The organism is Bradyrhizobium sp. SZCCHNGR1005 (assembly GCF_032489995.1).
Lineage (GTDB): Bacteria > Pseudomonadota > Alphaproteobacteria > Rhizobiales > Xanthobacteraceae > Bradyrhizobium.
The window spans coordinates 132,984-156,203 of sequence record NZ_JAUEZC010000010.1; the positions used below are offsets into that span (position 1 = coordinate 132,984).

22 protein-coding genes and 1 riboswitch are annotated in these 23,220 nt (G+C 62.6%); of the genes, 13 read left to right on the forward strand and 9 right to left on the reverse strand.

Translation table 11 applies throughout. The features are described 5' to 3' along the window. The first annotated feature begins 82 nt into the window (after window positions 1-82). Window positions 83-316 carry a hypothetical protein gene (locus tag QXZ85_RS30130; RefSeq protein WP_315706107.1) on the forward strand — a complete coding sequence of 78 codons (234 nt, stop codon included), beginning with the start codon at window positions 83-85 and terminating at the stop codon, window positions 314-316. A 52-nt stretch (window positions 317-368) separates the two neighbouring features. Here the strand turns inward: QXZ85_RS30130 and QXZ85_RS30135 are convergent, their stop codons facing one another. The 3 genes from QXZ85_RS30135 to QXZ85_RS30145 form a co-directional block, all read right to left on the reverse strand. After that, a complete protein-coding gene (locus QXZ85_RS30135; RefSeq protein ID WP_315706106.1) occupies window positions 369-1,544 on the reverse strand; it encodes an aminotransferase class V-fold PLP-dependent enzyme in 1,176 nt (391 codons plus the stop codon). A gap of 96 nt (window positions 1,545-1,640) precedes the next feature. Next, entirely contained in the window at window positions 1,641-1,895 is a 255-nt protein-coding gene (locus QXZ85_RS30140) for a PilZ domain-containing protein (RefSeq protein ID WP_315706105.1), read from the reverse strand. A gap of 219 nt (window positions 1,896-2,114) precedes the next feature. Then, the gene (locus tag QXZ85_RS30145; protein WP_315706104.1) at window positions 2,115-2,555 is read right to left on the reverse strand and encodes a PaaI family thioesterase; all 441 of its coding nucleotides are present in this window, start codon (window positions 2,553-2,555) and stop codon (window positions 2,115-2,117) included. Between the two features lie 319 nt (window positions 2,556-2,874). Here QXZ85_RS30145 and QXZ85_RS30150 point away from each other — a divergent pair, with 319 nt between their 5' ends. Beyond that, window positions 2,875-3,168, forward strand: a complete 294-nt coding sequence (locus QXZ85_RS30150; protein ID WP_315706103.1) for a hypothetical protein — start codon at window positions 2,875-2,877, stop codon at window positions 3,166-3,168. 135 nt (window positions 3,169-3,303) lie between these two features. After that, on the forward strand, window positions 3,304-3,501 hold the full coding sequence (locus QXZ85_RS30155; protein WP_409977536.1) for a hypothetical protein: 198 nt from the start codon (window positions 3,304-3,306) through the stop codon (window positions 3,499-3,501). Between the two features lie 410 nt (window positions 3,502-3,911). Here the strand turns inward: QXZ85_RS30155 and QXZ85_RS30160 are convergent, their stop codons facing one another. From QXZ85_RS30160 to QXZ85_RS30170, 3 genes are all read right to left on the reverse strand, one after another. Further along, window positions 3,912-4,151 carry a DUF6894 family protein gene (locus QXZ85_RS30160; RefSeq protein WP_315706101.1) on the reverse strand — a complete coding sequence of 80 codons (240 nt, stop codon included), beginning with the start codon at window positions 4,149-4,151 and terminating at the stop codon, window positions 3,912-3,914. Between the two features lie 189 nt (window positions 4,152-4,340). Beyond that, complete coding sequence (locus QXZ85_RS30165; RefSeq protein WP_315706100.1) at window positions 4,341-4,535, reverse strand: hypothetical protein; 195 nt, start codon at window positions 4,533-4,535, stop codon at window positions 4,341-4,343. A gap of 856 nt (window positions 4,536-5,391) precedes the next feature. After that, window positions 5,392-6,174, reverse strand: coding sequence for an IclR family transcriptional regulator (locus QXZ85_RS30170; protein ID WP_315706099.1), 783 nt, complete (start codon window positions 6,172-6,174; stop codon window positions 5,392-5,394). A gap of 181 nt (window positions 6,175-6,355) precedes the next feature. On the opposite strand from QXZ85_RS30170, the gene QXZ85_RS30175 reads away from it, so the two are divergent. The 10 genes from QXZ85_RS30175 to QXZ85_RS30220 all read left to right on the forward strand — a co-directional run bounded on the left by QXZ85_RS30175 (window position 6,356) and on the right by QXZ85_RS30220 (window position 18,254). Further along, the gene (locus tag QXZ85_RS30175; RefSeq protein WP_315764696.1) at window positions 6,356-7,183 is read left to right on the forward strand and encodes a transporter substrate-binding domain-containing protein; all 828 of its coding nucleotides are present in this window, start codon (window positions 6,356-6,358) and stop codon (window positions 7,181-7,183) included. A 17-nt stretch (window positions 7,184-7,200) separates the two neighbouring features. Further along, window positions 7,201-7,917 carry an amino acid ABC transporter permease gene (locus tag QXZ85_RS30180; protein ID WP_315706097.1) on the forward strand — a complete coding sequence of 239 codons (717 nt, stop codon included), beginning with the start codon at window positions 7,201-7,203 and terminating at the stop codon, window positions 7,915-7,917. A gap of 2 nt (window positions 7,918-7,919) precedes the next feature. Then, complete coding sequence (locus QXZ85_RS30185) at window positions 7,920-8,732, forward strand: amino acid ABC transporter permease (RefSeq protein ID WP_316175418.1); 813 nt, start codon at window positions 7,920-7,922, stop codon at window positions 8,730-8,732. Beyond that, window positions 8,729-9,475, forward strand: coding sequence for an amino acid ABC transporter ATP-binding protein (locus tag QXZ85_RS30190; protein WP_315706095.1), 747 nt, complete (start codon window positions 8,729-8,731; stop codon window positions 9,473-9,475). Before QXZ85_RS30185 ends, QXZ85_RS30190 begins: the two co-directional genes overlap by 4 nt. 114 nt (window positions 9,476-9,589) lie before the next feature. Then, on the forward strand, window positions 9,590-10,906 hold the full coding sequence (locus tag QXZ85_RS30195) for an FAD-binding oxidoreductase (protein ID WP_316175420.1): 1,317 nt from the start codon (window positions 9,590-9,592) through the stop codon (window positions 10,904-10,906). A gap of 1 nt (window position 10,907) precedes the next feature. Then, entirely contained in the window at window positions 10,908-12,356 is a 1,449-nt protein-coding gene (locus tag QXZ85_RS30200; RefSeq protein ID WP_316175422.1) for an aspartate ammonia-lyase, read from the forward strand. 34 nt (window positions 12,357-12,390) lie between these two features. Continuing rightward, window positions 12,391-13,707: an FAD-binding oxidoreductase gene (locus tag QXZ85_RS30205; RefSeq protein ID WP_315706092.1), complete on the forward strand. Its 1,317-nt coding sequence runs from the start codon at window positions 12,391-12,393 to the stop codon at window positions 13,705-13,707. Window positions 13,708-14,797: 1,090 nt separating this feature from the next. Then, window positions 14,798-15,889 carry a recombinase RecA gene (gene recA / locus QXZ85_RS30210; protein WP_315706091.1) on the forward strand — a complete coding sequence of 364 codons (1,092 nt, stop codon included), beginning with the start codon at window positions 14,798-14,800 and terminating at the stop codon, window positions 15,887-15,889. 250 nt (window positions 15,890-16,139) lie between these two features. After that, entirely contained in the window at window positions 16,140-17,171 is a 1,032-nt protein-coding gene (locus tag QXZ85_RS30215; protein ID WP_315706090.1) for a hypothetical protein, read from the forward strand. 27 nt (window positions 17,172-17,198) lie between these two features. Next, window positions 17,199-18,254, forward strand: coding sequence for a DUF1835 domain-containing protein (locus QXZ85_RS30220; protein WP_315729736.1), 1,056 nt, complete (start codon window positions 17,199-17,201; stop codon window positions 18,252-18,254). Window positions 18,255-18,259: 5 nt separating this feature from the next. On the opposite strand, the gene gcvP is transcribed toward QXZ85_RS30220, so the two are convergent. The 3 genes from gcvP to gcvT form a co-directional block, all read right to left on the reverse strand. Beyond that, complete coding sequence (gene gcvP / locus QXZ85_RS30225) at window positions 18,260-21,133, reverse strand: aminomethyl-transferring glycine dehydrogenase (RefSeq protein WP_316175425.1); 2,874 nt, start codon at window positions 21,131-21,133, stop codon at window positions 18,260-18,262. A gap of 149 nt (window positions 21,134-21,282) precedes the next feature. Further along, window positions 21,283-21,648, reverse strand: coding sequence for a glycine cleavage system protein GcvH (gcvH, locus tag QXZ85_RS30230; RefSeq protein WP_315706087.1), 366 nt, complete (start codon window positions 21,646-21,648; stop codon window positions 21,283-21,285). 9 nt (window positions 21,649-21,657) lie between these two features. Continuing rightward, window positions 21,658-22,809 carry a glycine cleavage system aminomethyltransferase GcvT gene (gcvT, locus tag QXZ85_RS30235; protein ID WP_315706086.1) on the reverse strand — a complete coding sequence of 384 codons (1,152 nt, stop codon included), beginning with the start codon at window positions 22,807-22,809 and terminating at the stop codon, window positions 21,658-21,660. A gap of 140 nt (window positions 22,810-22,949) precedes the next feature. Beyond that, window positions 22,950-23,061, reverse strand: a riboswitch (glycine riboswitch). Window positions 23,062-23,220: the final 159 nt, after the last annotated feature.

Here is a 23,220-nt window from a genome sequence, read left to right on the forward strand (position 1 = left end):
GGGAATCCCCGCCATGCAATATGCCGTTGCCCTGGAGGCGATAACGGGTAAGTTCGTCCGCATACGAGGGACGGAGCGTGCGATGAGAATCGTGCTGATTGCGGTGCTGGTCTGGCTCGTGGCCTGGCCGGCGCAGGCGCAGATGGGCGGCGGCAGACGGTCTCGCGGCGGCGATCAGCGCAGCAGCGAGCTGAAGAAACCGCAAATCGATGAGGGCGCCTACAAGGCGGCACTCGAGCGCATCCCGGAACCGAAGGAAAAATACGATCCCTGGAGTGGGGCGCGGCCGTCACAGCCGGACAAGAAGCAGAAGTAGCTACAGAAGCGGCCTGAGGAGTAGCAGTCCACTTGGTGCCACCGACACGGGCCTAATCCGTGCGCGCTTGGGTTTGCACAATCCTGGCGATCTCATCGGCACATCGGGCGAGGTCGTCGTTCGTTGTATAGATGTGAGGCGCGATCCGCGCGATCTTGTCGAGGCCGCGGGATTCGAGCTCCCAGCGCGCATAGTCGGGGCCGATCGATGCAATGGCGATATCTCGTGTCGCGAGTGCATGAACGAGCGCGTCGGCGGGAATTCTTGCATGATGGAGCGTCAGAAAGGCGCGATCACCGTGTTCACTTTCGAAGATCTGAAATCCTGGCACGGCGTGCAAGGCTGTCTCCAGGCGGCTGAGCTTATCGGCGAGATCGGCGCGAACACCGGCCACGCCGATCCCGTTCAGCTCCTGTAGCGCGGCACGCAGGCCGAGGCGTCCGGCCGCCGAGAATTCCCAGGTTTCGAACCGCCGTGCATCCTCCCGCAGCCGGAAGGTGTCGTTGGGTTGCCAGCTTCCTGCAATCTGGTCCAAGACAGGGGGCGCTCCGAGACGCCGCATTGCGCGGCCCGACAGTGCCATCATGGCTTGACCGCGTCCGCCTCTCAGCCATTTCCTGGCCGGCGCGACCATGACATCCGCCGATACACCGGGCAGCGTGACATCGAATTGTCCAACGGCCTGTGCGCCATCGACGAAATAGAGGCAATGCTCCGGGCGCGGCAGGGCGCCGAGCGCCGCCACCGGTTGCAGCGCTCCGAAACTGCTGGCGACTGCGGACACGCAAATAGCGGCCGTGCTGTCGTCGATCAGCGATGCAGTGCGCTCGACATCGATGAGTCCGGATGTGGACATCGGCAGACGGATGATCTCGGCGCCGCTCGCTTGCGCACGCTGCAGCACGTTCAGGATGTTGCCGCCCCAATCGTTGCGTGCGAGCAGAATGCGGTCGCCGCGCTCGAGGGGCATCGATGCGAAGGCGAGCGCCCAGAGCCGACTGGTCTGCTCGCCGAATGCGAGATGATGCGGCTCAACGCCAAGCAAACGCGCCGCGAGCAGGCGCGTCTCATCGAGCGCCGTTCCCGCTTCCTGCATAGCCCAATGTGCGCCGCGCCGGCGCTCGAGGTGGAGATGCGATGTGATCGCCGCGGTCACACTCTCCGGCATCAAGCCGGCTCCGGCGGCGTTCAGATGGACGATGTCGGTGCTGGCCGATCGGATCGTCATCGGGGCATCGCTCCGTGATCGCGTCCCGCGCTTATGGGCCCGATGACATCAGCCCTGGTCTGACCTGTCGATCGTCTGCAAACGTCCGCCGCGAACTCAGTCGAACGCTATCCCGATCCGCTTGTCGTGACTCCACACCGCGTGGCAGCGGCGGGTGAACTTGTCGGCCGGGATCACCAGGGTGAAGATTTCAGGCAGACCGACCGGGGTGACGACTTCGACGCGAGCGCCCGTGTCGGAAAGGTTGCGCACCATGCAATCGACGGCGCCGCCGCCGTCGAAGGCAAGCCGACCTTGTTTGAGCACCCGGTGGCGAGGCGCAATGCGTTTGTCCGTCGTGATGTCGCTCATGGCCGTAACCGATCTGATATCACCGCCTTCACTTCAAAATGTACCTAAAAGTACTGCGAAACTGTTTCGTGCAGATGAACGCAATACCATTCACCGCTGGCGCCACGGTTTACGCACCGTTAACGATGATGCTCGTGATCCGGCGCCAACATTCGCATCCCCCTTCAGGAAACACGTTTTCGGATGTCGGGCCATGGATCCGAAAGTGCACCAGGAGCCTCACAGCATCGCGAATGCGCTCGAGACCATCGCGACCGGCTTGGCATCGGCAGCGCTTGTGAGCGTCACCCGGCCGAAACTCATGGTACGGCCAAGGCGCACCACACGTGCGTCGGCCAGTACGTCGGAGGAGGCGACCGCACGCATGAAATGCGTGGTCTGATCGACCGTCGTCATCGGGCGGTAGCCGCGATTAGCCGCGACCATGGCAATCACCATCGCAGTGTCGGCAAACGCCATGAGCGCCTGGCCGCAGACCACACCATTGTCGCGGCAGAGCCGTTCGGAGAAGGGTAGGCGCAGGATTGCGCCGGGCTCCTGCCCATCTGCAAGCACGATGCTTTCGACCGACAGCGCCAGCTCTTTGATCCAGGGGGCGAATACGTCGTCGAGGACACGTCGTGCATCCTCGATGCGGAAAGCTGAACTCTCGTGCGGCATGGTGGGCGATCCTCCGATATTCGCTGGGTGGCGTCGAGAACGTGTGATCGAGCAGTATGCCGCAGACGCTCGGCTTGAAAACGCCGGAGTTGTCACTCTATGATCGCAAGCCGGGACGGGTACGCGTAAGGGTTTGCACGCCGTATCGGGTTATCGCCGTGTCGCCCGTAGTCTTGGTTTCAATGGCCCGGGTGCAGAAGCGGGGATCGACGAGCGCCGGGCCGAATGCAGGCGGGCGGGTCGTCTTCAGCCATAGGTCCGCGCTTGGCGGCAGAGCAGGCGGTGCTATAAAACGGCCGAGGCTTTAAGGGAGCATGCGATGAAAAAGCTTGGTTTGGCGGTCACCGTTGCAGTGTTGACGGCATGGATCCTGCCCGCTGCCGCGCAGATGCCGAACATCAATCTGCTCGCGGATAGCCCTTCGAAGACCGATGAGGAAAAGGAAGCCGATGCGGCCCGGGAGAAGGCCTACAAGGAGACCTTGAAGAAGATTCCAAACGCCCAGACGAGCTCAGATCCATGGGGTGGGGTGCGCGCGGCTGATGCGCCGAAAAGCCCGGCGGTGAAGACCACCACCGCCGCCAAGAAGAAGATGGGCGCCAGCGCCAACTGAACCAGTTCCGGGCTTCTGCAGGCAGCGAACGATCTTACTTCCGACTCGGATTCGACCAGCTCTTGTCTATATTAACAGGGGAGGCGTGTACGGAGGTCGTGAGTGAGATTGCGTCCACGAGATCTCGCCAGTCGGATGGCCGCCCGGCGCAAGGGCGGCGATGGCTACGTGCGTGATACATTCATGCTGCCGCGCGAGGCAGCCCGCGCCAAGGCTCGCGAATACCTCAGCCGATATCCCAAGGCAGGCTATATGAGTGCTGTCGAAAGCTGGCGGGAATTGCCGGACGGCACCATCGAATTCACCATGCGGCGGCTGCCCAATGCGGATTAGATCCGATCGGCGTCAGGAAACATCCGGACGCGGTTCGTTTTCTCCGAGGAGCTTCCGGGTGTGACGGTTGATGAAATGAAGCCGGGTGCAGGCCTTGCAGACCACGGTTTCATACGAGGTCGGATCGCCGGCCTTAGACTCTTCCAGCCAATGCTGCACGTTCATCCCGGTCCGGGGACATTTAAAGATCAGATTACCCATCTTTTAGGATAAGTCGGCCAGGATCGGACCGAATGTGTTGATCTAGATCAAGGTTCTGCGGTCCGCGCATCCGCCCTCGGACATGCACATTCAAATCGGTCGTGGAATCAACGGTTTGTCAGTACCCCTCGGTTCCGAAATTTGCAGGCACGCTTGCCCGGCCCGGATCCGATGCGAATGGCGGAATCGGAAGGCGCTGGGCGGTCGGATCAGGCTCGGTCGAGAGATTCGGCCACGATCCGGATACGGAACACCGGCTGTTTGGCTTCGTCGAGCAGCTCCATCTGCCATTCGGAATTTTCGGCAAGCTTGCGCGAGATGCTGCTCGCCATGTCGGCGCAGACGGTGGTCATCTCTTTCCAGGCAGCATTGCGATCGGGACATTCGGTCCCATATTCCGAGACCCCCGAATAGCAGCCGTTTCGAATACGAAAAAAATAGAGCGGCATTCCAAAACCGGTGAGCCGTGACCGCCCCAGGCCGCTGGGTTAATCCACGAATGCCGGACAATGGAGGCGCAAACAGCGCTCAGATCAATTCCGGGAAAATACGGTTGATCCGTTCAGCTTTTGGTTGCGGAGTGCGAGCCGTTCTGCCGAATTTAGCTGCCGTCGATATGGCGCCGGTTGGCGCCGAATTCATTCGCTTTCCGTGATCCGCAGCAATCCATCGCCTGTGACGACGGGAGCATTGTCGGCAATGGCGACATAGCCCAACGTCACCAGCCTGGTCACATGAGCCTGCGGTACGCTGGATTTGGATTCGCCGACTGCGATCTCGAGCAGTGATGCAAATTCTTCAGGCGTGAGCAGAGGAGGGGTATGGACAGTCATCGTTCAACTGAAGGCGTTCACGAGGTCGCGGAGCGGCAACCGATATGGCCATTGCAGCCGCTTCAGCGGAGCAATGTCAATCCATATGGCGCGCCGATCTGCGGCTGACCGACGCTGCAGTGACATGCGAAGGTGACTCGTGTCGTCCGGTTGCCACAGGCCGCGATACCCTCGCGCAAAAGTGACCGAGCCTCGGACCGCCGCGGGCCGAGGCTCGGCGTCAACGTCGTAGCTCCCTTTTCAAGGGCAGTTCGGCAATGACAACATAATTCTAGTGCGGGCTGTTCAACCACACCTTGAGTCAGGTCAAAGCAGTTCGCGTCCCCGGAAACACACGGAGATGCACGGCGTCAGCCGTTCTCGTCGGAGATTCGTTCCGGAGCGACCGTCAGCCGATATGCAACCTCGGTTGCGCCGTCGACCACTTCGAGAAGCTCGCCGCAAAGCGGGCACCTGATCTCGCCGGCGCTTCCGGTCTGCGACTGAAGCTCGATCCGGCGGAAGCCTGCCTTGCAACTGGGGCAGATCACATCGTCTGTTCGCATACGTCAATTAAGCGCAGTCCCGCTTGGCTGTTCCGGGGTGCCGGCCGTGTGACCGCCTTTTTTTGCTCGTCGTGTCGGACCTCAATGATCGAGCATCCTGTTGTGGTGGTTCGAAGCTGTACCTTCGTCAAAAGCCCGGCGTTGCAGCCAGGGCTTCCTTCGCGCGGAGGGAGTTCAGGGCCTTGCATTTAGAACATTGCGCGTCGCGCGGCTTTGAAGTCGAAGTTCCGATGGTGAGCGTGCGATCGAATTGATCGGAGCTTCAGGCTCGCCACCGCAGAGGTCGTCGTAAGTTTCCCGCTCCACACTTCCTATTGACCGACGATCGCGTCGATCTCCTCCTTCAGGAGCGAAGCGTAGTGTTCGACGACGCCTGGCGCCAGCTTCGCGCAGAGAAACGTGAAACTGAGGGCGGCGCCCGGCTTTTCGCCCGGCGTCATGATCGGCATCCCTATCCCCGCAATGCCAGGAATAAGTTCACCGATGTCGACCGCGTATCCGCGCCGGCGTGTATCGCTGATCAATTGTCGAACCTTGTCCTCTGTGAGATCGCGATAGGACGCGTAGCGCTGGAGGTTGGCGCGGATGATGTAGTCCTGCTCGTCCCCGTCGAGGAAGGCGAGCATCGCGATCGAGCCCGGACCGACGCCGAGGGGCACGGCACCGCCGATCGATCCCGTCAGTGTCGGTACGATGCACTCGCCGTCACGCCGGTCGAGACAGACCGAATCGTGGTTGAATCGGGTCATCAGATGGGTCGTGTCGCCGGTGCGGCGCCTCAGGCGGGTCAGCGCGACCTCGCAACGGCTGATGAGGCCGGGGCCGCGGGCTGCGCGCAGACCGTAAATGGCCATGCGCGCGCCAAGCCGGTAGCGCCGCTTCTTGTCATCGCGGGCCAGCAGTTTGTGGCCGACCAGCGTGTTGAGGATGCGATGGCAGGTGGCCGTGTTGAGCCCGGAGCGGGCTGTCAGCTCTTTGAGTGAGAGGCCCTCGACCCCGCCGTCGGCGACAAGGTCCAGCAAGATGATTGCGCGGTCAAGGAGTTGCGCTCCTCCGGACGGCGAATGGTCGGCTCTCGGCACAGAAGTTCTCATATTATGAAAAATTTTCTTCTGGTAACTTGTATAATGAGAAATTTATGCCTTCAATGATGAAAAATAGGTCGCCACAAAGAATTGCATAAATTCTGGGCGATCCGCGCATCCGCAAAGCTGATGGCTGAAGCGGCGCTGTCGCAACAGCGCCGGCAGGTCATCATTGACCCACGGGGACCAAATGACGAACCTCAAAACGATAGGTGTTTCGGCTCTTGCGCTCGTCGCCCTTCTTGTCGATGGCGCCGCCATGGCCGGCACGCTCGATGACATCAAGGCGCGCGGCAAGCTCGTCGTCGGCGTCAAGAATGACTACGCGCCGTACGGCTATCTGAACGACAAGGGCGAAGTGGTCGGCTTCGAGGTCTCGCTCGCGAAATACGTCGCCAAGGAGTTGCTCGGCTCGGAGGACAAGATCGAACTCGTGCCGGTCGTCGCCGCCAACCGCATCGAATTCCTGACCGCCGGCCGCATCGATGCGATCTTCGCGACGCTCGGCGTCACCGCCGAGCGCGGCAAGGTGATCGACTTCACGACGGAATATGTCTCCGCCGCGGGCCCCTCGGTTCTGATGGCCAAGGAGGCCACGATCTCCAAGTGGGAGGATCTGAAGGGCAAGCAGGTCTGCGGCATCCAGGGCTCCTACTACAACAAGAAGATGACCGAGGAGTTCGGCATCAATCTCGTCGCCTTCAAGACCCAGCCGGAAGCCTATCGTGCGCTGAAGGACAATCGCTGCATCGGCTTCGTTTTCGACGACATGACGCTCCAACAGAAGCTCAAGGAGGCCGACTGGACGAACTACAAGATCGCGGTTGCGCCCTATGAATTCCAGCCGATGGCCGGCGGTCTCCGCAAGGGAGATGCGGCATTTCGCGAAGCTGTCGACAAGGCCATCGGGAAGGCCGAGGCCGAAGGCAAGCTGATCGCGTGGGAAACCGAATTCGGCATGCCGCACTCCGCCTACATCGCCGAGCGGGCCAAGGCTGCGGCCGCGAAGAAGAACTGACCGACGCGGAGCGACCCTTGTTCGGTCTCGACTATTCCTGGCTTGCCGACTCGACATACCAGCATTGGCTGCTGACCGGGGTCGTCAACACTCTGAAGCTGGCGGCGCTCTCATCGAGCGTCGCCATGCTCATCGGCATCCTCGGAGCCTTTGGCCTCACGCTGCGGATATTCTGGCTCGACGCTTTGATCGAGCTGTTCGTGGAAGTGTTTCGAAATACGCCGCCGCTGTTGCAGATGCTGTTCGCCTATTTCACCCTGTCTACGCTTGGCCTGCGGGTGATCGACCCTTCGACGGGATTATCGGTTCCGCTTCTCAGCGCGTTCGCTTGTGCCGCGATGTCGCTCAGCCTGTTCGGTGGAGCGCTGGCCATAGAGACGTTTCGCTCAGGCATCGAAACTATGCCCCGGTCGATTGTCGAGGCCGCGCGGTCGTTGGGGTACGGCCGATGGGCCAGGTTCTGGCGCATCGAGGCACCGATCGCGACCCGCATTTGCCTGCCGGGGCTGACCAACATCCTGACGAATCTGTTCAAGACGACATCGCAGGCATCCGTCATCACGGTGCCGGAGCTGATGTACTACGCCGGACAGATCTATAACGACACGTTCCGCACGCTGGAGGTCATGATTCTCGTGCTCCTCATCTATGTCACGCTCGTGTCCATCTTGACATTCGCAATGGCGAGGCTCGAAGCCTTCATGGCCTTTCCCGGTTACGGAAAGGGGCATTGATCGTGGGCTACACGCTTTCCTACGAGCAAAAGAAGCGCGCCGTTCTGTTGCTGATCGCCTTCGCTGTGGTGGTCTGGGTCGGAATCGATGCCGCGGCGGGCGGCTCGGCGTATTGGGCGCGGGTGCTGTTGCGGCTTCCTCTGCTTCTGACAGGCTCCGGCAGCGGCTGGCCGGTGACGGGCGGCTTTGCGCTCAACATTCTCGTCTCCATTGCCGCGATGGCGCTGGCGACGGTCCTCGGTACGATCATCGGCATTGCCACGCTGTCCAAATTCGGATTGGTCCGCATCCCTTCCTTGTTGGCGATGAATTTCCTGCGCAATGCGCCCTGGCTCGTTCTGCTCTTTGCGATGCTCTACATCCTGCCGTTCGAGATCCACGTCTTCGGCTGGATCGTTCCTTTCCCGCCTTTTGTGAAAGCTGTGATCGGGCTTGCGCTGCCGACCGCGGCGAATTTCTCCGAAGTGATCCGAGGCGCCGTCCAGTCCATCCACAGCGGACAGTGGGAGGCAGCGCGCTCGCTCGGCTATACCACCGGCCAGATCTATCGCCACGTGATCATGCCGCAGGCGCTGCGGCGCATGATCCCAGGTTGGATGAACCTCTACGCGTTGGTGATGATCGCAACCGCGCTTGCGACGGTGACCGGCATCCAGGATGTCCTGACCATCCTCAACACCTCGCTCGCGATCGAGAGCGAGCGTGTGATCGTATACTTCTATCTGACCATTCTCTTCCTGTTCTTCGCCTATTGTTATCCCATCGCGGTCGTCGCGCGCCGGCTGGAACGTGCCGTGAAAGGAGACAATCTATGAGTCGTTGCGGTGCTTTGATCGAAGTCGACGACATCAAGAAGTCGTTCGGCGACGTTCCCGTCCTCAAGGGCATCTCGATGTTCGTGCAAAAAGGCGAGGCGGTCTGCATCATCGGCCCTTCCGGGTCGGGGAAGTCCACCATCTTACGCTGCATCAACGGCCTGATCCCGGTGGACCAGGGCTTTGTCCGCGTCGGCGCGCACCGCGTGCACGAAATGAAGTCGGAGAGGGCGATGCGGGCGCTACGGCGTCAGGTCGCGATGGTGTTCCAGCAATACAATCTCTTCCCGCACCGTACGGCATTGGAAAACATCATGATGGCGCCGATCCAGGTGCTCGGCCACGATCGGGCCGAAGTCGAGGATCGGGCCCGCAAACTCCTGAAGAAAGTGCGGCTCTTGGAGAAGGCGGACAGCTATCCCGGGCAGCTTTCCGGAGGCCAGCAGCAGCGGGTGGCGATCGCCCGTGCGCTCGCGATGCAGCCGGAGGTGATCCTGTTCGACGAGGTGACGGCCGCACTCGATCCCGAAACGGTGAAGGACGTGCTCTGGACCATCCGCGAACTCGTGGACGACGGCCTGACCTGCATCCTCGTGACTCACGAAATGAAATTCGCGCGGGAAGTCTCGCACCGCGTTTGCTTCACCGATCATGGATTGATCGTGGAAAGCGCGCCTCCGGCAGAACTCTTCGACAATCCGCAGGACCTCCGCACGCGTGAATTTCTCGGTCAGGTTCTCTGATCGCACCGCCGGGCCGGACGAACGCCGTCCGGCCCGTCGCAGTCGACGTTCCGGGAGTGGCTCCGTGCTCCTTCCCACGTTCAATGAAAGGCGAGCCGCACGGCTCGATGCATCATGGCCCGTTTCGAAGATATCTACGCCAAGGACTTCAAGGAGGCGCCATATTGGTGGGAGGCCGCTGAGCCAGAGACTGATCTCGATCCGCTGCCAGCGCGCGCCGACGTCGTGGTCATAGGTTCGGGCTATGCCGGCCTGAACGCGGCGACGCATCTGGCACGCGCCGGCCGCTCGGTCGTCGTCATCGACGGTGACCGGATCGGCGAGGGGGCCTCGACGCGGTCGGGCGGCATGGTGTCGAGTGGCCAGAAGCTGGTTGTCGGCGGCGCGATCCGGGGCATCGATCCCGCGCTGTTCTCGCGCCTGATCGGCGAGAGCAACGAGAGCTTCGACTATCTGAAAATGTTGGTCGAGACGGAAAAGCTGGATGCGGGCCTTGCGCTCACCGGCCGCTTTTTCGGCGCCCATGCCGCTGGCGACTACGACATCCTGAAGCGGCATGGCGCGCTGCTGGCGGAGAAGACCGGCGTCACGGTCCATTTCCTCGATCGCGCGCATCAGCGAGCCGCCATCGGCTCGGACTATTATCATGGCGGCATGGTGATCGACCAATATGGCGGTCTCCATCCGGGCAAATATCACAAGGCAATGCGGGACCGCGCGCGTGCGGCCGGCGTCATGCTGCGATCGCATGCGCGAGCTGGCATCGTGCAGGACGGGCGGCCGGGAGAAAAGATCGTGCCGACGGCAAGGGGCAGCATCCGCGCTGCCCACGTCGTCGCCGCGACGAACGGCTACACCGCAGCCGATGCCACGCCCGGTCTCGCCAGGCGCATCGTGCCGGTCAAGAGCTATCAGATCGCCACCGAGCCGCTCCCCGCAGATCTGTTGGCCGAGCTCATACCGCAGGCTCGCATGGTGTCCGACACGCGCCGCGATCTCATCTATGCACGGCCGTCGCCCGATGGAACGCGGCTTCTCTTCGGCTCGCGCCCGGGCATCTTCGATATGCCGGACAGGCTTGCTGCGAAGCGGCTTTATGCGCGCATGCTGGCGATCTGGCCGCAGCTTGCGGGCGTCAAGATCACCCATGCCTGGAGCGGACGTGTCGCCATGACTGTCGACAAGATCGCCCATCTCGGCACGCGGGACGGGACGGATTTTGCGGCCGGCTGCAACGGCAACGGTGTCGCGCTGATGACCTATCTCGGTTACCAGACGGCGCGGAAAATTCTCGGCCAGCAGAACATGCCATCGGCATTCGACCGGGAGACGTTTACGGCCGTGCCCCTCTACTCGGGCAGGCCATGGTTCGTACCGTTTTTCGCGGGCTGGTATCGGTTGCGCGATTTGTTCGATCGGCCGGGGCGCTGAGATGGACGAGCCCGCCACTTCAGTCCGCCTGGAAGAGGACGCGCTTGGTACGCGTCTCATTCCCGATGATCTCGCCTATGGAATCCAAACGGTGCGGGCGGTCGAGAACTTCTCGATTTCCGGACGATCCATCGCCGATATCGAGGGGTTCGTTGCCGCGATCATCACGATCAAGCAGGCCGCGGCACGCGCCAACCGGCGCGCCGGCAATCTGGATGGGCGAATTGCCGAGGCGATCGACCGGGCCGCATCGGAGTATGCCGGTGCCATCAGGCGTGCGGATTTCCCCGTCGACATCTATCACGGCGGCGGCGGTACGGCCGCCAACATGAACGTCAACGAAGTCCTGGCGAACCGGGCGAGTGAAATCCTGACCGGGCGCAGGGGGCCGGATCCCGTTCACCCGAACACCCATGTGAACATGGGGCAATCCACGAACGATGTCATTCCCTCGGCCATGAAGATGGCGTTGGGTGGAGAGCTCGCCGCGTTGCGCGCCACACTGACCGGTCTTGTCGAAGCGCTTTCTGCAAAGGAGGAGGCATTCGCCGGCGTCGTCAAGCTGGCGCGCACCTGCCTGCAGGATGCTCTGCCGGTCATGCTCGGGCAGCAGATCTCGGGATATCGCGCGGCGCTCGAGCGCCAGATCGTGGATCTTGCCGGGCTCGAGGCCTCCTGCCTTCGGCTGCCACTCGGTGCGACGGCGGTTGGAACTGGCTTCGGTGCCTCGACGGGCTATCGTGCGGCGATTTTCGACGAGCTCGCTGTCCTGACCGGCAAGCGCTACGACGCGGAACAGGATCTGTTCGATGCACTTCAGAACGCGGATCACTGGGTGCACGTCTCTGCCGCTCTGAAGGCGACCGCGCTGGTCCTGTCGAAACTGTCGGCCGACTTGCGGCTGATGTCCTCCGGACCGAGGGCTGGTCTTGGGGAGATCGTGCTCCCTGCCGTGCAGCCCGGCTCTTCCATCATGCCCGGTAAGGTGAACCCCGTGATGCCGGAAATGATGATGCAGGTCGCGTTTCGCGTGATCGGTAACGATGCGACGGTGACACGCGCCGCGGAGGGCGAACTGGATCTGAACGTCTGGGAATCTATCATTCTCGAAGCGCTCAGCGAGTCCATCCGCCTGATGCGCCGCGCCGTGCCGCTGTTCGTCTCCAACTGCGTGGTGGGAATCGCGGCGAATGTCGAGCGCTGTCTCGCCGATGCGTCCGGCTCGCTTGCGCTTTCGACCGCACTTGCGGCGATCTACGACTATCCGACGGCCTCCGCGATCGCAAAGCATGCGGCCACACACGGCCTGTCGATTCGGGATGCCGCGATCGCCCAAGGTCTCATGAGTGAGGCGGAGGCAGCTCTCCTTTTCGGAGACGTCTCTGCCTACACAGACCCTGAGCGGACCGAGCGCCTGATTGCCCATTTCAGGGCTGGACGGCGCACCTGATCCATACCGCCTTGTTCGTTTCCAGGAGGACGACGTGTCTAGAATTATTCCCGAGCTTGTCGTGACGCCGCAGGAACTGCCGGCGAAGGTGGATGTCGTCGTCATCGGCGGCGGCATCATCGGCGTATCCACCGCGCTGTCGTTGGTCGAGCGCGGCGTGAGCGTCGCCTTGTGCGAAAAGGGATTGATCGCTGCGGAGCAGTCGGCGCGAAACTGGGGCTGGGTACGTCAGATGGGGCGCGATCCGGCCGAGCTGCCGCTCGCCATCGAAAGTCTCCGGATCTGGCGCGGCATGAATGCGCGCATCGGCGGCGAGACGGGTTTCCGGCAGGCTGGAATTGCATATCTCTGCGACACGGACGCCGATGTTGCGATGTATGAGGATTGGCTGAAACATGCCAAGCAGCTCGGCCTCGACTCCCGTCTTGTCAGAGGTGAGTCTTTGAAGGCGCTCATGCCCGGAATGGCGAAATCCTTCCGCGCTGCCTTGCATACGCCGAGCGACGGCAAGGCTGAGCCGTTCATCGCGGCCCCGGCCATTGCCCGCGGCGCGGCCGCCAAGGGAGCGCACATCCTCACCAATTGCGCGGTCCGTACCATCGAACGATCGGCGGGCAGGGTGAGCGGCTGCGTCACCGAGCGCGGCGAGATCCGCTGTTCGTCGGTCGTTCTTGCGGGAGGCGCATGGTCGCGTCTCTTCGCCGGCAACATGGGTATCGATCTTCCTGTCCTGAAGATTCTCGGCAGTGTCGCCCGTGTGTCAGCGGTCGAAGGTGTTCCTGATTTCGCCGTCGGTGCCGGCAACTTCGCCTTCCGCCGTCGCCTCGACGGCGGCTTCACCGTTGCCCAGCGGAACGCGAACATCGCGCCGATCACGCCGGACAGCTTCCGTCTGTTCCGCGACTACACGCCGACTCTCATCAAGAGCTGGAGGGAGCTGACGCTTCGCATCGGCGGACAATTCTTTCGCGAACTGTCGATGGCCCGAAGCTGGAAAAGCGACGAGGTGACGCCTTTCGAACAGGTCCGCATTCTCGATCCCGATCCGTCGTGGCGACTGGTCCATGGCGGCCTCAGCCATCTGAGCGAAGCCTTCCCAGCGTTCCGCGGCGCCAAGGTTACGCAGATGTGGGCAGGCCTCATGGACGTCACGCCCGATGCCGTTCCGGTCATAGCGCCGGTCGGTTCAGTTCCTGGCCTTCATATCGCGACCGGCTTTTCCGGTCATGGCTTCGGCATCGGTCCCGGAGCTGGTGCGTTGATGGCTGATCTGGTGACGGGATCGACGCCTTGCGTCGACCCCGCACCCTTCCGTTTGGAACGCTTTAGGCGCTTGCAGAAGGCGGCCTGATTTCCGCAAGACCGCCCAAATCATCGGAACGTCACATTCGCTGCATGAGCCGCTCGCGCAGAAGTTGCCTAGACGGTAGCCAAGCGATGTTTGCGGTGTGGACGTCCGACACCGTGGTCGTGTTGCGGGCTGTTGCGAGCGCCGGGTCCGTGCGGCCTGCGAGTAGCGGCGTCCGGCTTCGGCGCCGCCCCCGCACCGAGCGAAAGCAGGTTGTTGGTTCGCGTGGCAGGCTTCGCCGCCGAACTCCATTCGCGCGGGAGAATTGTGGACATGGTTTGCGGCTGCCTAAACGGGTAGCGTTTGCATGCGAACAAAAGCGGAAGCTCGGCCGGAACTTCGTTCTTCTCAGGAGAACCACGGGCGATCTAAACGGGAAACTCTTGATCGCTTGTTCGTGCGGGTTGTGGCAGGGACGAGATCTGTTGAGAAGACCAATGCTCGCCATGAGTGACTTAGTTGGAGATCACACGCTCTAATGCGCGCAGCGGCTGCGCTTCATGTCACATCGTGTCATAATTCACAGCGCTTATGGCGATGATCAATTATTAGTTGTGTCTTCGTGGCGTGAGCTTTGCGCCGGTGCGGCGAAATGAAGTTCCGATCAAGTCGTTGCCGCACTCTCGTCATCGGAATTTCAAACTGAAGGCCGCATTCGGAGCGGAGCGAGGGAAGGCGGCTGCTTCGATCCCGCTCGCGAGCGAGATCGCGCGCGAGCGTCGGCGGCGGGCAAGCCTGGTTCTGGACGGGTTCCATCGGCGCAGTTGGCGCTCTTGCGCGCCGCGCGACATGCAACCTTCACAGGTGCGGAATGAGAGAGAGTCGCCGATCCGCCTTGCTGGCTATCGACGTCGAGCGCGAGACGCGTCGCGGTTGCTGCCGCAATCGACGGCGGGCCGCCTGCTCGCTCTCGGGTTAGGACGCGGAGGGGGGCCCATCGGGCGGACGCCTAAAAGTCGCGGGTCTGGCAACGGAACATATTGCGAACAGAGAACAGATCGGGTACATTGCGCGGCAGATGCACCAAAGATTACCGGCCCCAGTCTCGTTAACCGTTTGTCCATCCCGCGAATCCCCGCCATAAGGAGCGCCAATGTCCGCCACCGCCCTGCGTATCGTCGAAGGTTCCTCCATGGATAAAAGTAAGGCGCTGTCCGCAGCCCTGTCCCAGATCGAGCGCCAGTTCGGCAAGGGCTCGGTCATGAAGCTCGGCAAGAACGACCGCTCGATGGATATCGAGACGGTGTCGACCGGCTCGCTTGGGCTCGACATCGCGCTCGGGGTCGGTGGCTTGCCGAAGGGGCGTATCGTCGAGATTTACGGGCCGGAATCCTCGGGCAAGACGACTTTGGCGCTGCATTGCGTGGCGGAAGCACAGAAGAAGGGTGGCATCTGCGCCTTCATCGATGCCGAGCACGCGCTCGACCCAATCTACGCGCGCAAGCTCGGTGTCAATATCGACGAGCTCCTGATCTCTCAGCCCGACACCGGCGAGCAGGCTCTGGAGATCTGCGACACCTTGGTGCGCTCCGGCGCGGTCGATGTGCTGGTGGTCGATTCCGTGGCGGCGCTGGTGCCGAAGGCTGAGCTCGAAGGCGAGATGGGCGAGTCGCTGCCGGGCCTGCAGGCGCGGCTGATGAGTCAGGCGTTGCGCAAGCTGACCGCCTCGATCAACAAGTCCAACACCATGGTAATCTTCATCAACCAGATCCGGATGAAGATCGGCGTCATGTACGGCTCGCCGGAAACCACCACCGGCGGCAATGCGCTGAAATTCTACGCCTCGGTTCGTCTCGACATCCGCCGCATCGGTGCGATCAAGGAGCGCGACGAGGTGATCGGCAATTCCACCCGCGTCAAGGTCGTGAAGAACAAGCTGGCGCCGCCGTTCAAGCAGGTCGAATTCGACATCATGTACGGCGAGGGCGTCTCCAAGATGGGCGAGATCCTCGATCTCGGCGTCAAGGCCGGCATCGTCGAAAAGTCAGGTGCCTGGTTCTCCTATGACAGTCAGCGGCTCGGGCAGGGACGCGAGAACTCCAAAGCTTTCCTGCGCGCCAACCCGGACCTCACTGCCAAGATCGAAGCTGCAATCCGCCAGAACTCAGGCCTGATTGCCGAGCAGATCCTGGCTGGCGCAGAGCGCGATGCCGACAGCGACGGCGAAGAGCCGGCCGAAGAGTAAGTCTACGACGACAGCGGGCGCTAAGGATGTCGACTTGCCGTCCTGCGCCCGTTTGCGCGTGGGGCTCCGCCGAAACGTATCTTCAGGCTGATCCACCTCGATTCGGAAGGCGAGAACACCCGTTTTTCCGATGTTCAATACAAACAGATCTCGACTTGAAGAATTGACGACGAGCGCGCGGGCGAACTGACTGGATCCGCGCAACTATTTCGCACTTGTCTCTGTCATATGCGCTGCATGGTGGCGAGCGATGACGCGCCTTATCCTGACGCCGAACTATCTTTACTCGAAATCGGATACGACCGAGCAGACTGATCTGTTCCTGCATTTCGGTCACTGCTTCGGACGTCATCTGCAACGGCTGGTGTTTGGTCGTCCGCCCACCACGGATGAACTGGAGGACCGCTTCGATGTGCGATCCGAACAACGACACCAAAAGCGGGGTTCGCACTGGCTGGACTTCATTCCCTCGGAACGTCTCGACCAGTTCGAGGTGCGTGGCATTGGTCTGGCCCAGCTTTGCGCATGTTTTGAAACCGTTGAGGTTTGGGTCGAGTCGACCGCCAACGACCAGCTCGAGCTGATTTGGCTGCTGGACTATCTCAGACGTCGCAAAGCCGTTCCGCCGCATTTTTTCGTTCGTCCGGTCGAGTGGCTGGTCGGCCGTTCCACCGAGCAGTCGGCCGAAATGGAAGTTCCCCGGATTCCAATTACGTCCGCGCATGTCGATCTCGCCTCCAGAGCCTGGCAAGCCTATCGTTCGCCGACACCGCAAGCATGGTGCGATCTGCTACGAGAGGATTTGAGCGCGTTTCCGCTTATGCGCGACACCGTGCTGAGGTTGCTTATTGAATTACCAGCCCCAGGCACCGGCCTTGGGTCGACCGAGATGGGATTGCTGGAGTTGATCTATCCCGATCCTCCGCACCGGTTCAGCGTCATCCTCAACACGCTCGTCTATTTCAACGGCTATTACCGCCACACGATCTTCAACGACTGGGAGACCGCTGTTCTGGCTGAGCCGCTGGCTTTTGGCCCGGTACCTGCGATCATGGAGCTCAATCCCGAACTCCAGATCGTTGAGCTCGGAAATTTTCGGCGGCGCCTCGATATCTATCGGGAAAGTTGGCCTCGGTTGACCGATTTCGGTGAGGCAGTCCTGACCGGCCGTACGGATTTCAGCCGGCACAATCCGATCCATCGCTGGTGGGGCAGTACTGAACTGACCAACGGAAATTTGTGGCGGTGGGACCCGATCGCGAACGTCTTGATCGCGCCTTGAGCCGACCAGCTCTGCGGAGGCAGGAGCATGACGCGTTTGATTCTAACGGCCGATGATTCCAGCGCCGGGGCGCTTCGCAGGGGCGGCTTTGCCGACCTTGTGGTGCCAATTCTCCACCGGTTCGTGTGGGGACCGCTGCCGCCCGATGCCGACCTGTCGGCTTATCTCGGCACCCACACCACGCGGCGCGAGATCGGTCACTGGTTGGATTTCGCCTCGCGCCGCGACTTCATGGCGGTCGGAGGGCGGACGCACAGCTTCCTCGATCTCGTCGAGCGTTGCGACAGCGTCGAGCTATGGATGGATACCCGTCCGAATGACCAGTTGGTCTTGGTCTGGTTGCTGGATTATCTGCGCAATCATGCGCAGGTCGCAACGAAGATCGTGTTGCGGCACGTCGATGCGGCACTATTCGAAGCATCGACGAAGCAACTCGCCAGTCGAACGATTGCCGGGGTTGAACTCGCACGCGAGCATCTCGACTTGGCTCATTTGGCCTGGCAGTCGTTTCGGGCGCCGACTCCGCAACCCTGGTTCGATTTGTTGAACTACGATCTCAGCGCATTGCCGCAGCTGCGCCGCTGCGTGCAGGAGATGCTCGATGAGCTTCCGGGGGCAGCGACAGGGCTCGGAGCCTCGGAACTGCGCATCCTCGAATTGCTGTCGGCCGGTTATCAGCATCCGTTCGACCTGTTTCCGCATTATCGCGAGCGCTTTCAGCGGCGCGTCTTCGACTATTGGGAAGCAGGCGCACTCCTGGAAAATCTGGCGCTGGCGACGACGCCTGTAATTTCGGGCCTTGCCGAATGGCCGTTCTCGGTCGAGATGCACGACAGTCGCGAGCGCCTCGATCGCTACAAGGCCAGCACGCTGTCGCTGACGCCGCTCGGCAAGGCGATCCTGGCCGGGCAGGAGGATTTCAGCCGGCACAATCCGATCCGGCGCTGGTGGGGCGGCACCGAATTGACCAACGCCAATCTCTGGCGTTGGCATGCGGTGCTCATCGCTCCGGACCCCGACCCGCTGCATATCTTCGAATGCCGCGAGCCGTGGCGCTCAATCGATTCCCCGGAGTATGCGTGACCGGCTTACTCCGCCGCTTCCGCGTAGTCCGCCACCGGCGGGCACGAGCAGACCAGATTGCGGTCGCCATAGACGTTGTCGACGCGACCGACAGGGCACCAATATTTATCGGTGCGCGCGGAGCCGGCCGGGAAGCAGCCTTCGCTGCGGCGATAGGCGCGGTTCCAATCATCGTCGGCGACGTCGTGCACCGTATGGGGCGCGTGCCGCAGCGGCGAGGCTTCGATCTTGAACCGGCCTTGCTCGACTTCGGCGATCTCCTTGCGGATCGCAATCATCGCGTCGCAGAAGCGATCGAGCTCCGCCTTCGATTCCGATTCGGTCGGCTCGATCATCAGCGTTCCCGGCACCGGGAAGCTCATCGTCGGCGCGTGGAAGCCGTAGTCGATCAGCCGCTTGGCGATATCGTCGACGGTGACGCCGCTGGTTTGCTTCAGCGGCCTCGGATCGATGATGCATTCATGTGCGACGCGGCCGCGCTCGTTGCGATACAGCACCGGAAAGTGCGAATCGAGCCGCGCGGCGATGTAGTTGGCATTGAGGATCGCGATCTCTGTCGCCTGCTTCAAACCCTCGCCGCCCATCAGCAGCATGTAGATGTAGGAGATGGTCAGGATCGACGCCGAGCCGTAGGGCGCGCCGGAGACCGGCCCCTGCGCGCGTGAGCTCTCGCCATCGGCAGCAGGATGTCCCGGCAGGAATGCTGCGAGGTGCGCCTTGACACCGATCGGGCCCATACCGGGACCGCCGCCGCCGTGCGGAATGCAGAAGGTCTTGTGCAGGTTGAAGTGACTGACATCGGCGCCGTAGTCGCCGGGACGCGCCAGCCCGACCTGCGCGTTCAGATTGGCGCCGTCGAGATACACTTGGCCGCGATGAGCATGAACGATGTCGCAGATCTCGCGGATGTGCTCCTCGAACACGCCGTGGGTCGACGGATAGGTGATCATGATGGCGGCGAGATCGGCCGCGTGTTTCTCGGCCTTGGCCCTGAGATCGGCGACATCGACGTTTCCGCCCGGATCGCAGGCGACGACCACCACCTCCATGCCCGCCATATGCGCAGAGGCCGGATTGGTGCCGTGAGCGGAGGAGGGGATCAGGCAGATCTTGCGATGGCTCTCGCCGCGCGAGGCATGGTAGCCGCGGATCGCGAGCAGCCCGGCATATTCGCCTTGCGCGCCCGAGTTCGGCTGCAGCGACACCGCATCGTAACCGGAGATCCTGCACAGCCAGTCTTCAAGCTTGGCAAACAGTGCATGATAGCCGGCTGCCTGCGCGCGCGGGGCGAACGGATGCAGGCTGGCGAATTCCGGCCAGGTCAGCGGGATCATTTCGGTGGTCGCGTTCAGCTTCATGGTGCAGGAGCCGAGCGGGATCATGGCGCGGTCGAGCGCGAGATCGCGGTCTGCGAGCTTGCGCAGGTAGCGCAGCATCTCGGTCTCCGAGCGATGTGCATGGAACACCGGATGGGCCAGGAACCGGCGCTGACGCTTCAAACCGGCCGGCAGCGCCTCGCGCGCTTCGGCCTCGATGGCCGCATAAGACAGTTTTCCGCCGAAGGCACGCCATACCGCTTCGACGGTCTCGGCCGTCGTGGTCTCGTCCAGCGCAATACGCAAGCTGCGTGCGCCGAGGCCAAGATTGATGCGCTCGCCGAGCGCGCGCGCAACGATCTCGTCGCGCCGGTCGCCGACCTCGACTGTCACCGTGTCGAAGAAGACCTCGTTCGACGGCTCAAAGCCGAGCTTGCGCAGGCCGGCCGCCAGCACCGCTGTGCGGCGATGGACGGTGCGCGCGATCGCGGTCAGTCCCTCCGGGCCGTGATAGATGGCGTACATTGCGGCGATCACCGCCAGCAGCACCTGCGCGGTGCAGATGTTGGAGGTCGCTTTCTCGCGGCGGATGTGTTGCTCGCGGGTCTGCAGCGCCAGCCGATAGGCCGGGGCGCCGCGGGAGTCTACCGACAGCCCGACGATGCGGCCGGGCAGCGAGCGCTTCAGCGCATCGCGCGCCGCCATGTAAGCCGCATGCGGTCCGCCGTAGCCCATCGGCACGCCGAAGCGCTGCGCCGAGCCGATCGCGATGTCGGCACCCAGTTCGCCAGGCGAGGCGATCAAGATCAGCGCGAGCAGGTCAGCAGCGAGGATCGCCAGCGCGCCTTTCTCATGCAGTTTCGCGATCGCCGTGCGCGGATCGCACAAGGCGCCGGTCGTGTCCGGATATTGCAGGATGCCGCCGAACACGTCCGCCTTGTCGAGATCGGTTGCGGGATCGCCGACGATCAGCTGCCAGCCGAGCGGCTCGGCGCGGGTGCGCAGCACCGCGAGCGTCTGCGGATGCACGTTCTTGTCGACGAAGAAGGCCTTCGCCTTGGCGCTGGCGGAGCGTTCGGCAAGCGCCATCGCCTCTGCCGCTGCGGTCGCCTCGTCGAGCAGCGAGGCATTGGCGACATCCAGGCCGGTCAGGTCGCAGATCATGGTCTGGAAGTTGAACAGCGCCTCCAGCCGGCCCTGGCTGATCTCGGGCTGGTACGGCGTATAGGCCGTGTACCAGGCCGGGTTCTCCAGGATGTTGCGTTGGATCACCGCCGGCATGATCGTGCCGGAATAGCCTTGGCCGATCAGCGAGGTGAACAGCTGGTTCTGGCCTGCAAGCACGCGCATGTGGTCGAGCGCCTCGGGTTCGTTGAGCGCGGGCCCGAGATCGAGCGGTGCCGTCTGCCGGATCGAGCCGGGCAGGGTCTGCGCCATCAGCTCAGACAGGCTCTTTGCGCCGACCGTCTCCAGCATCGCGACGACGTCGCGCGGCGAGGGGCCGATGTGGCGGCGGACAAAGGTGGTAGCGGCGTCATCGAGCGGTTTGAGCGGCGCGTTCATGAGAGGATCCTTGCTATGCCTCGTCATGCCCCGCGACGGCGGGGCATCCAGTCAACACTGACGTCGAAATCAAACGGAGGGAGCGCGGCGTGCTGGATCGCCCGGTCGAGCCGGGCGATCCAGCGGAGAATGATGCCGCGATCTGCCCATCACGCCGTATGCGCCTTGTAGGCGGCCTCATCCATCAGCCCGCCGAGCTCGCCTTTGTCGGCGATCTTCACCTTGAAAAACCAGGCCTTGCCGACGGCATCGGTATTGACCAGCGCAGGCTCGTCCACGATCGCCTGATTGACCTCGACGACGTCGCCAGAGATCGGTGCGTAGACGTCGGATGCGGCTTTGACGGATTCGACCACCGCGGCGGCTTCTGCCTTCTTCAAGGTGCGGCCGACCTTGGGCAACTCCACGAATACGACGTCGCCGAGCTGCGCCTGCGCGTAATCGGTGATGCCGACGGTGGCGACATCGCCGTCGATGCTGAGCCATTCGTGGTCGGAGGTGTAGAGCGTGGTCATGGGCATCCTTCAGCGCTTGTAGGTGTTGGGGACGAAGGGCATGGCGGCGACGCGCAAGGGCAGGCGCTGGCCGCGCACATCGGCAAAAAGCCGTGTATCGATCGCGGAGAGAGACGTCGGCACATAGCCCATCGCCACTGGGCCGTTGAGCGTCGGACCGAACCCGCCGGAGGTGATCTTGCCGACCGGCTCCGTCGTATCGGGCGCCGCAAACAGCAATGCACCCTCGCGAACCGGCGCGCGGCCCTCGGCCTTCAGCCCGACTCGCCGGCGCGTGGTACCGTGCTCAAATTCGCCCAGGATCTTTTCGGCGCCGGGAAAGCCGCCGACCCGGGCGCCGCCGGTGCGGCGAATCTTCTGCACCGACCATTCCAGGGCCGCTTCGACCGGCGTGGTCGTGGTGTCGATGTCGTGACCATAGAGGCAGAGGCCGGCTTCCAGCCGCAGGCTGTCGCGGGCCCCTAACCCGATCGGCAGCACGTCCTTGTCCGATAACAGCGCGTCAGCGAGCTTCTCGGTCTGGTCGGCCGGAACCGAAATCTCGAACCCATCCTCCCCGGTGTAGCCGGAGCGCGACACGTAACAATCGAGCCCGTCGACGCTGCGCGGTCCCGCATCCATGAACCGCATCGACTCGACGTCTGCGCTCAGCTTCGCCAGCACGGATGCCGCTTTGGGTCCTTGCAGGGCCAACAGCGCGCGGTCAGTCAGCGGCCGCACCTCGCAGATGTCGGACAGCCCGGCGCGCAAAAGTGCCTCGTCGGCCTCCTTGCAGGCCGCGTTGACCACCAGCACCAGATGCTCGCCGAAATTCGCGACCATCAGGTCGTCCAGAATGCCGCCGGCCTCGTTGGTGAACTGTGCGTAGCGCTGGCGGCCCGGTGCGATGCCGACGATATCCTGCGGTACCAACCGCTCCAGCGCGAGCGCGGCGTCGGCGACCTGGCCGGATTTCGGAACCAGGGCAATCTGGCCCATATGGGAAACGTCGAACAAACCCGCGGCCGCGCGGGTATGGAGGTGCTCTTTCAGCACGCCCGCCGGATATTGCACCGGCATCTCGTAGCCGGCGAACGGCACCATCTTGCCGCCGAGGCTGACATGCAGGCCGTAAAGCGGGGTACGTTTCAGAGGAGCGGAATTAGCATCTGGAGCAGCCATCACAGGGACCCTCGAAGGTTCCCGGGACCATTCCCGGGCCAACCGATCGAAGCCCCATCTGTCGCTGTGCCTGAGAGTATTATCCCGTCGGCGGACGCGGTCCGGGCTGATGCCCGTCGGCGCCTCTTTCCAGATGCAGTTTAAGCCGCGCGGTCCTTTTGCCTGAGAGTTTCCGGGGCGGTTGCTCCTTCGGCGCCGATCCCTCAAGCTCAAGAAGAAGCTTGAAGACCGGTCTCTCCCGACGCGGCTGTCGTCAGTATGTGGGAAGAAACACGAGAGCATGCAAACTGTCAACGCGGCCCGCAAGCTTTCAACGGGCTTTCAAGCGCGCAGGCCAAGTGCATGATTTCCTGCACAGTTCCTGGACAGGGCAGGGGGGCTTGTCTAAAAGCGTTGCGCCGAATTCCCGGA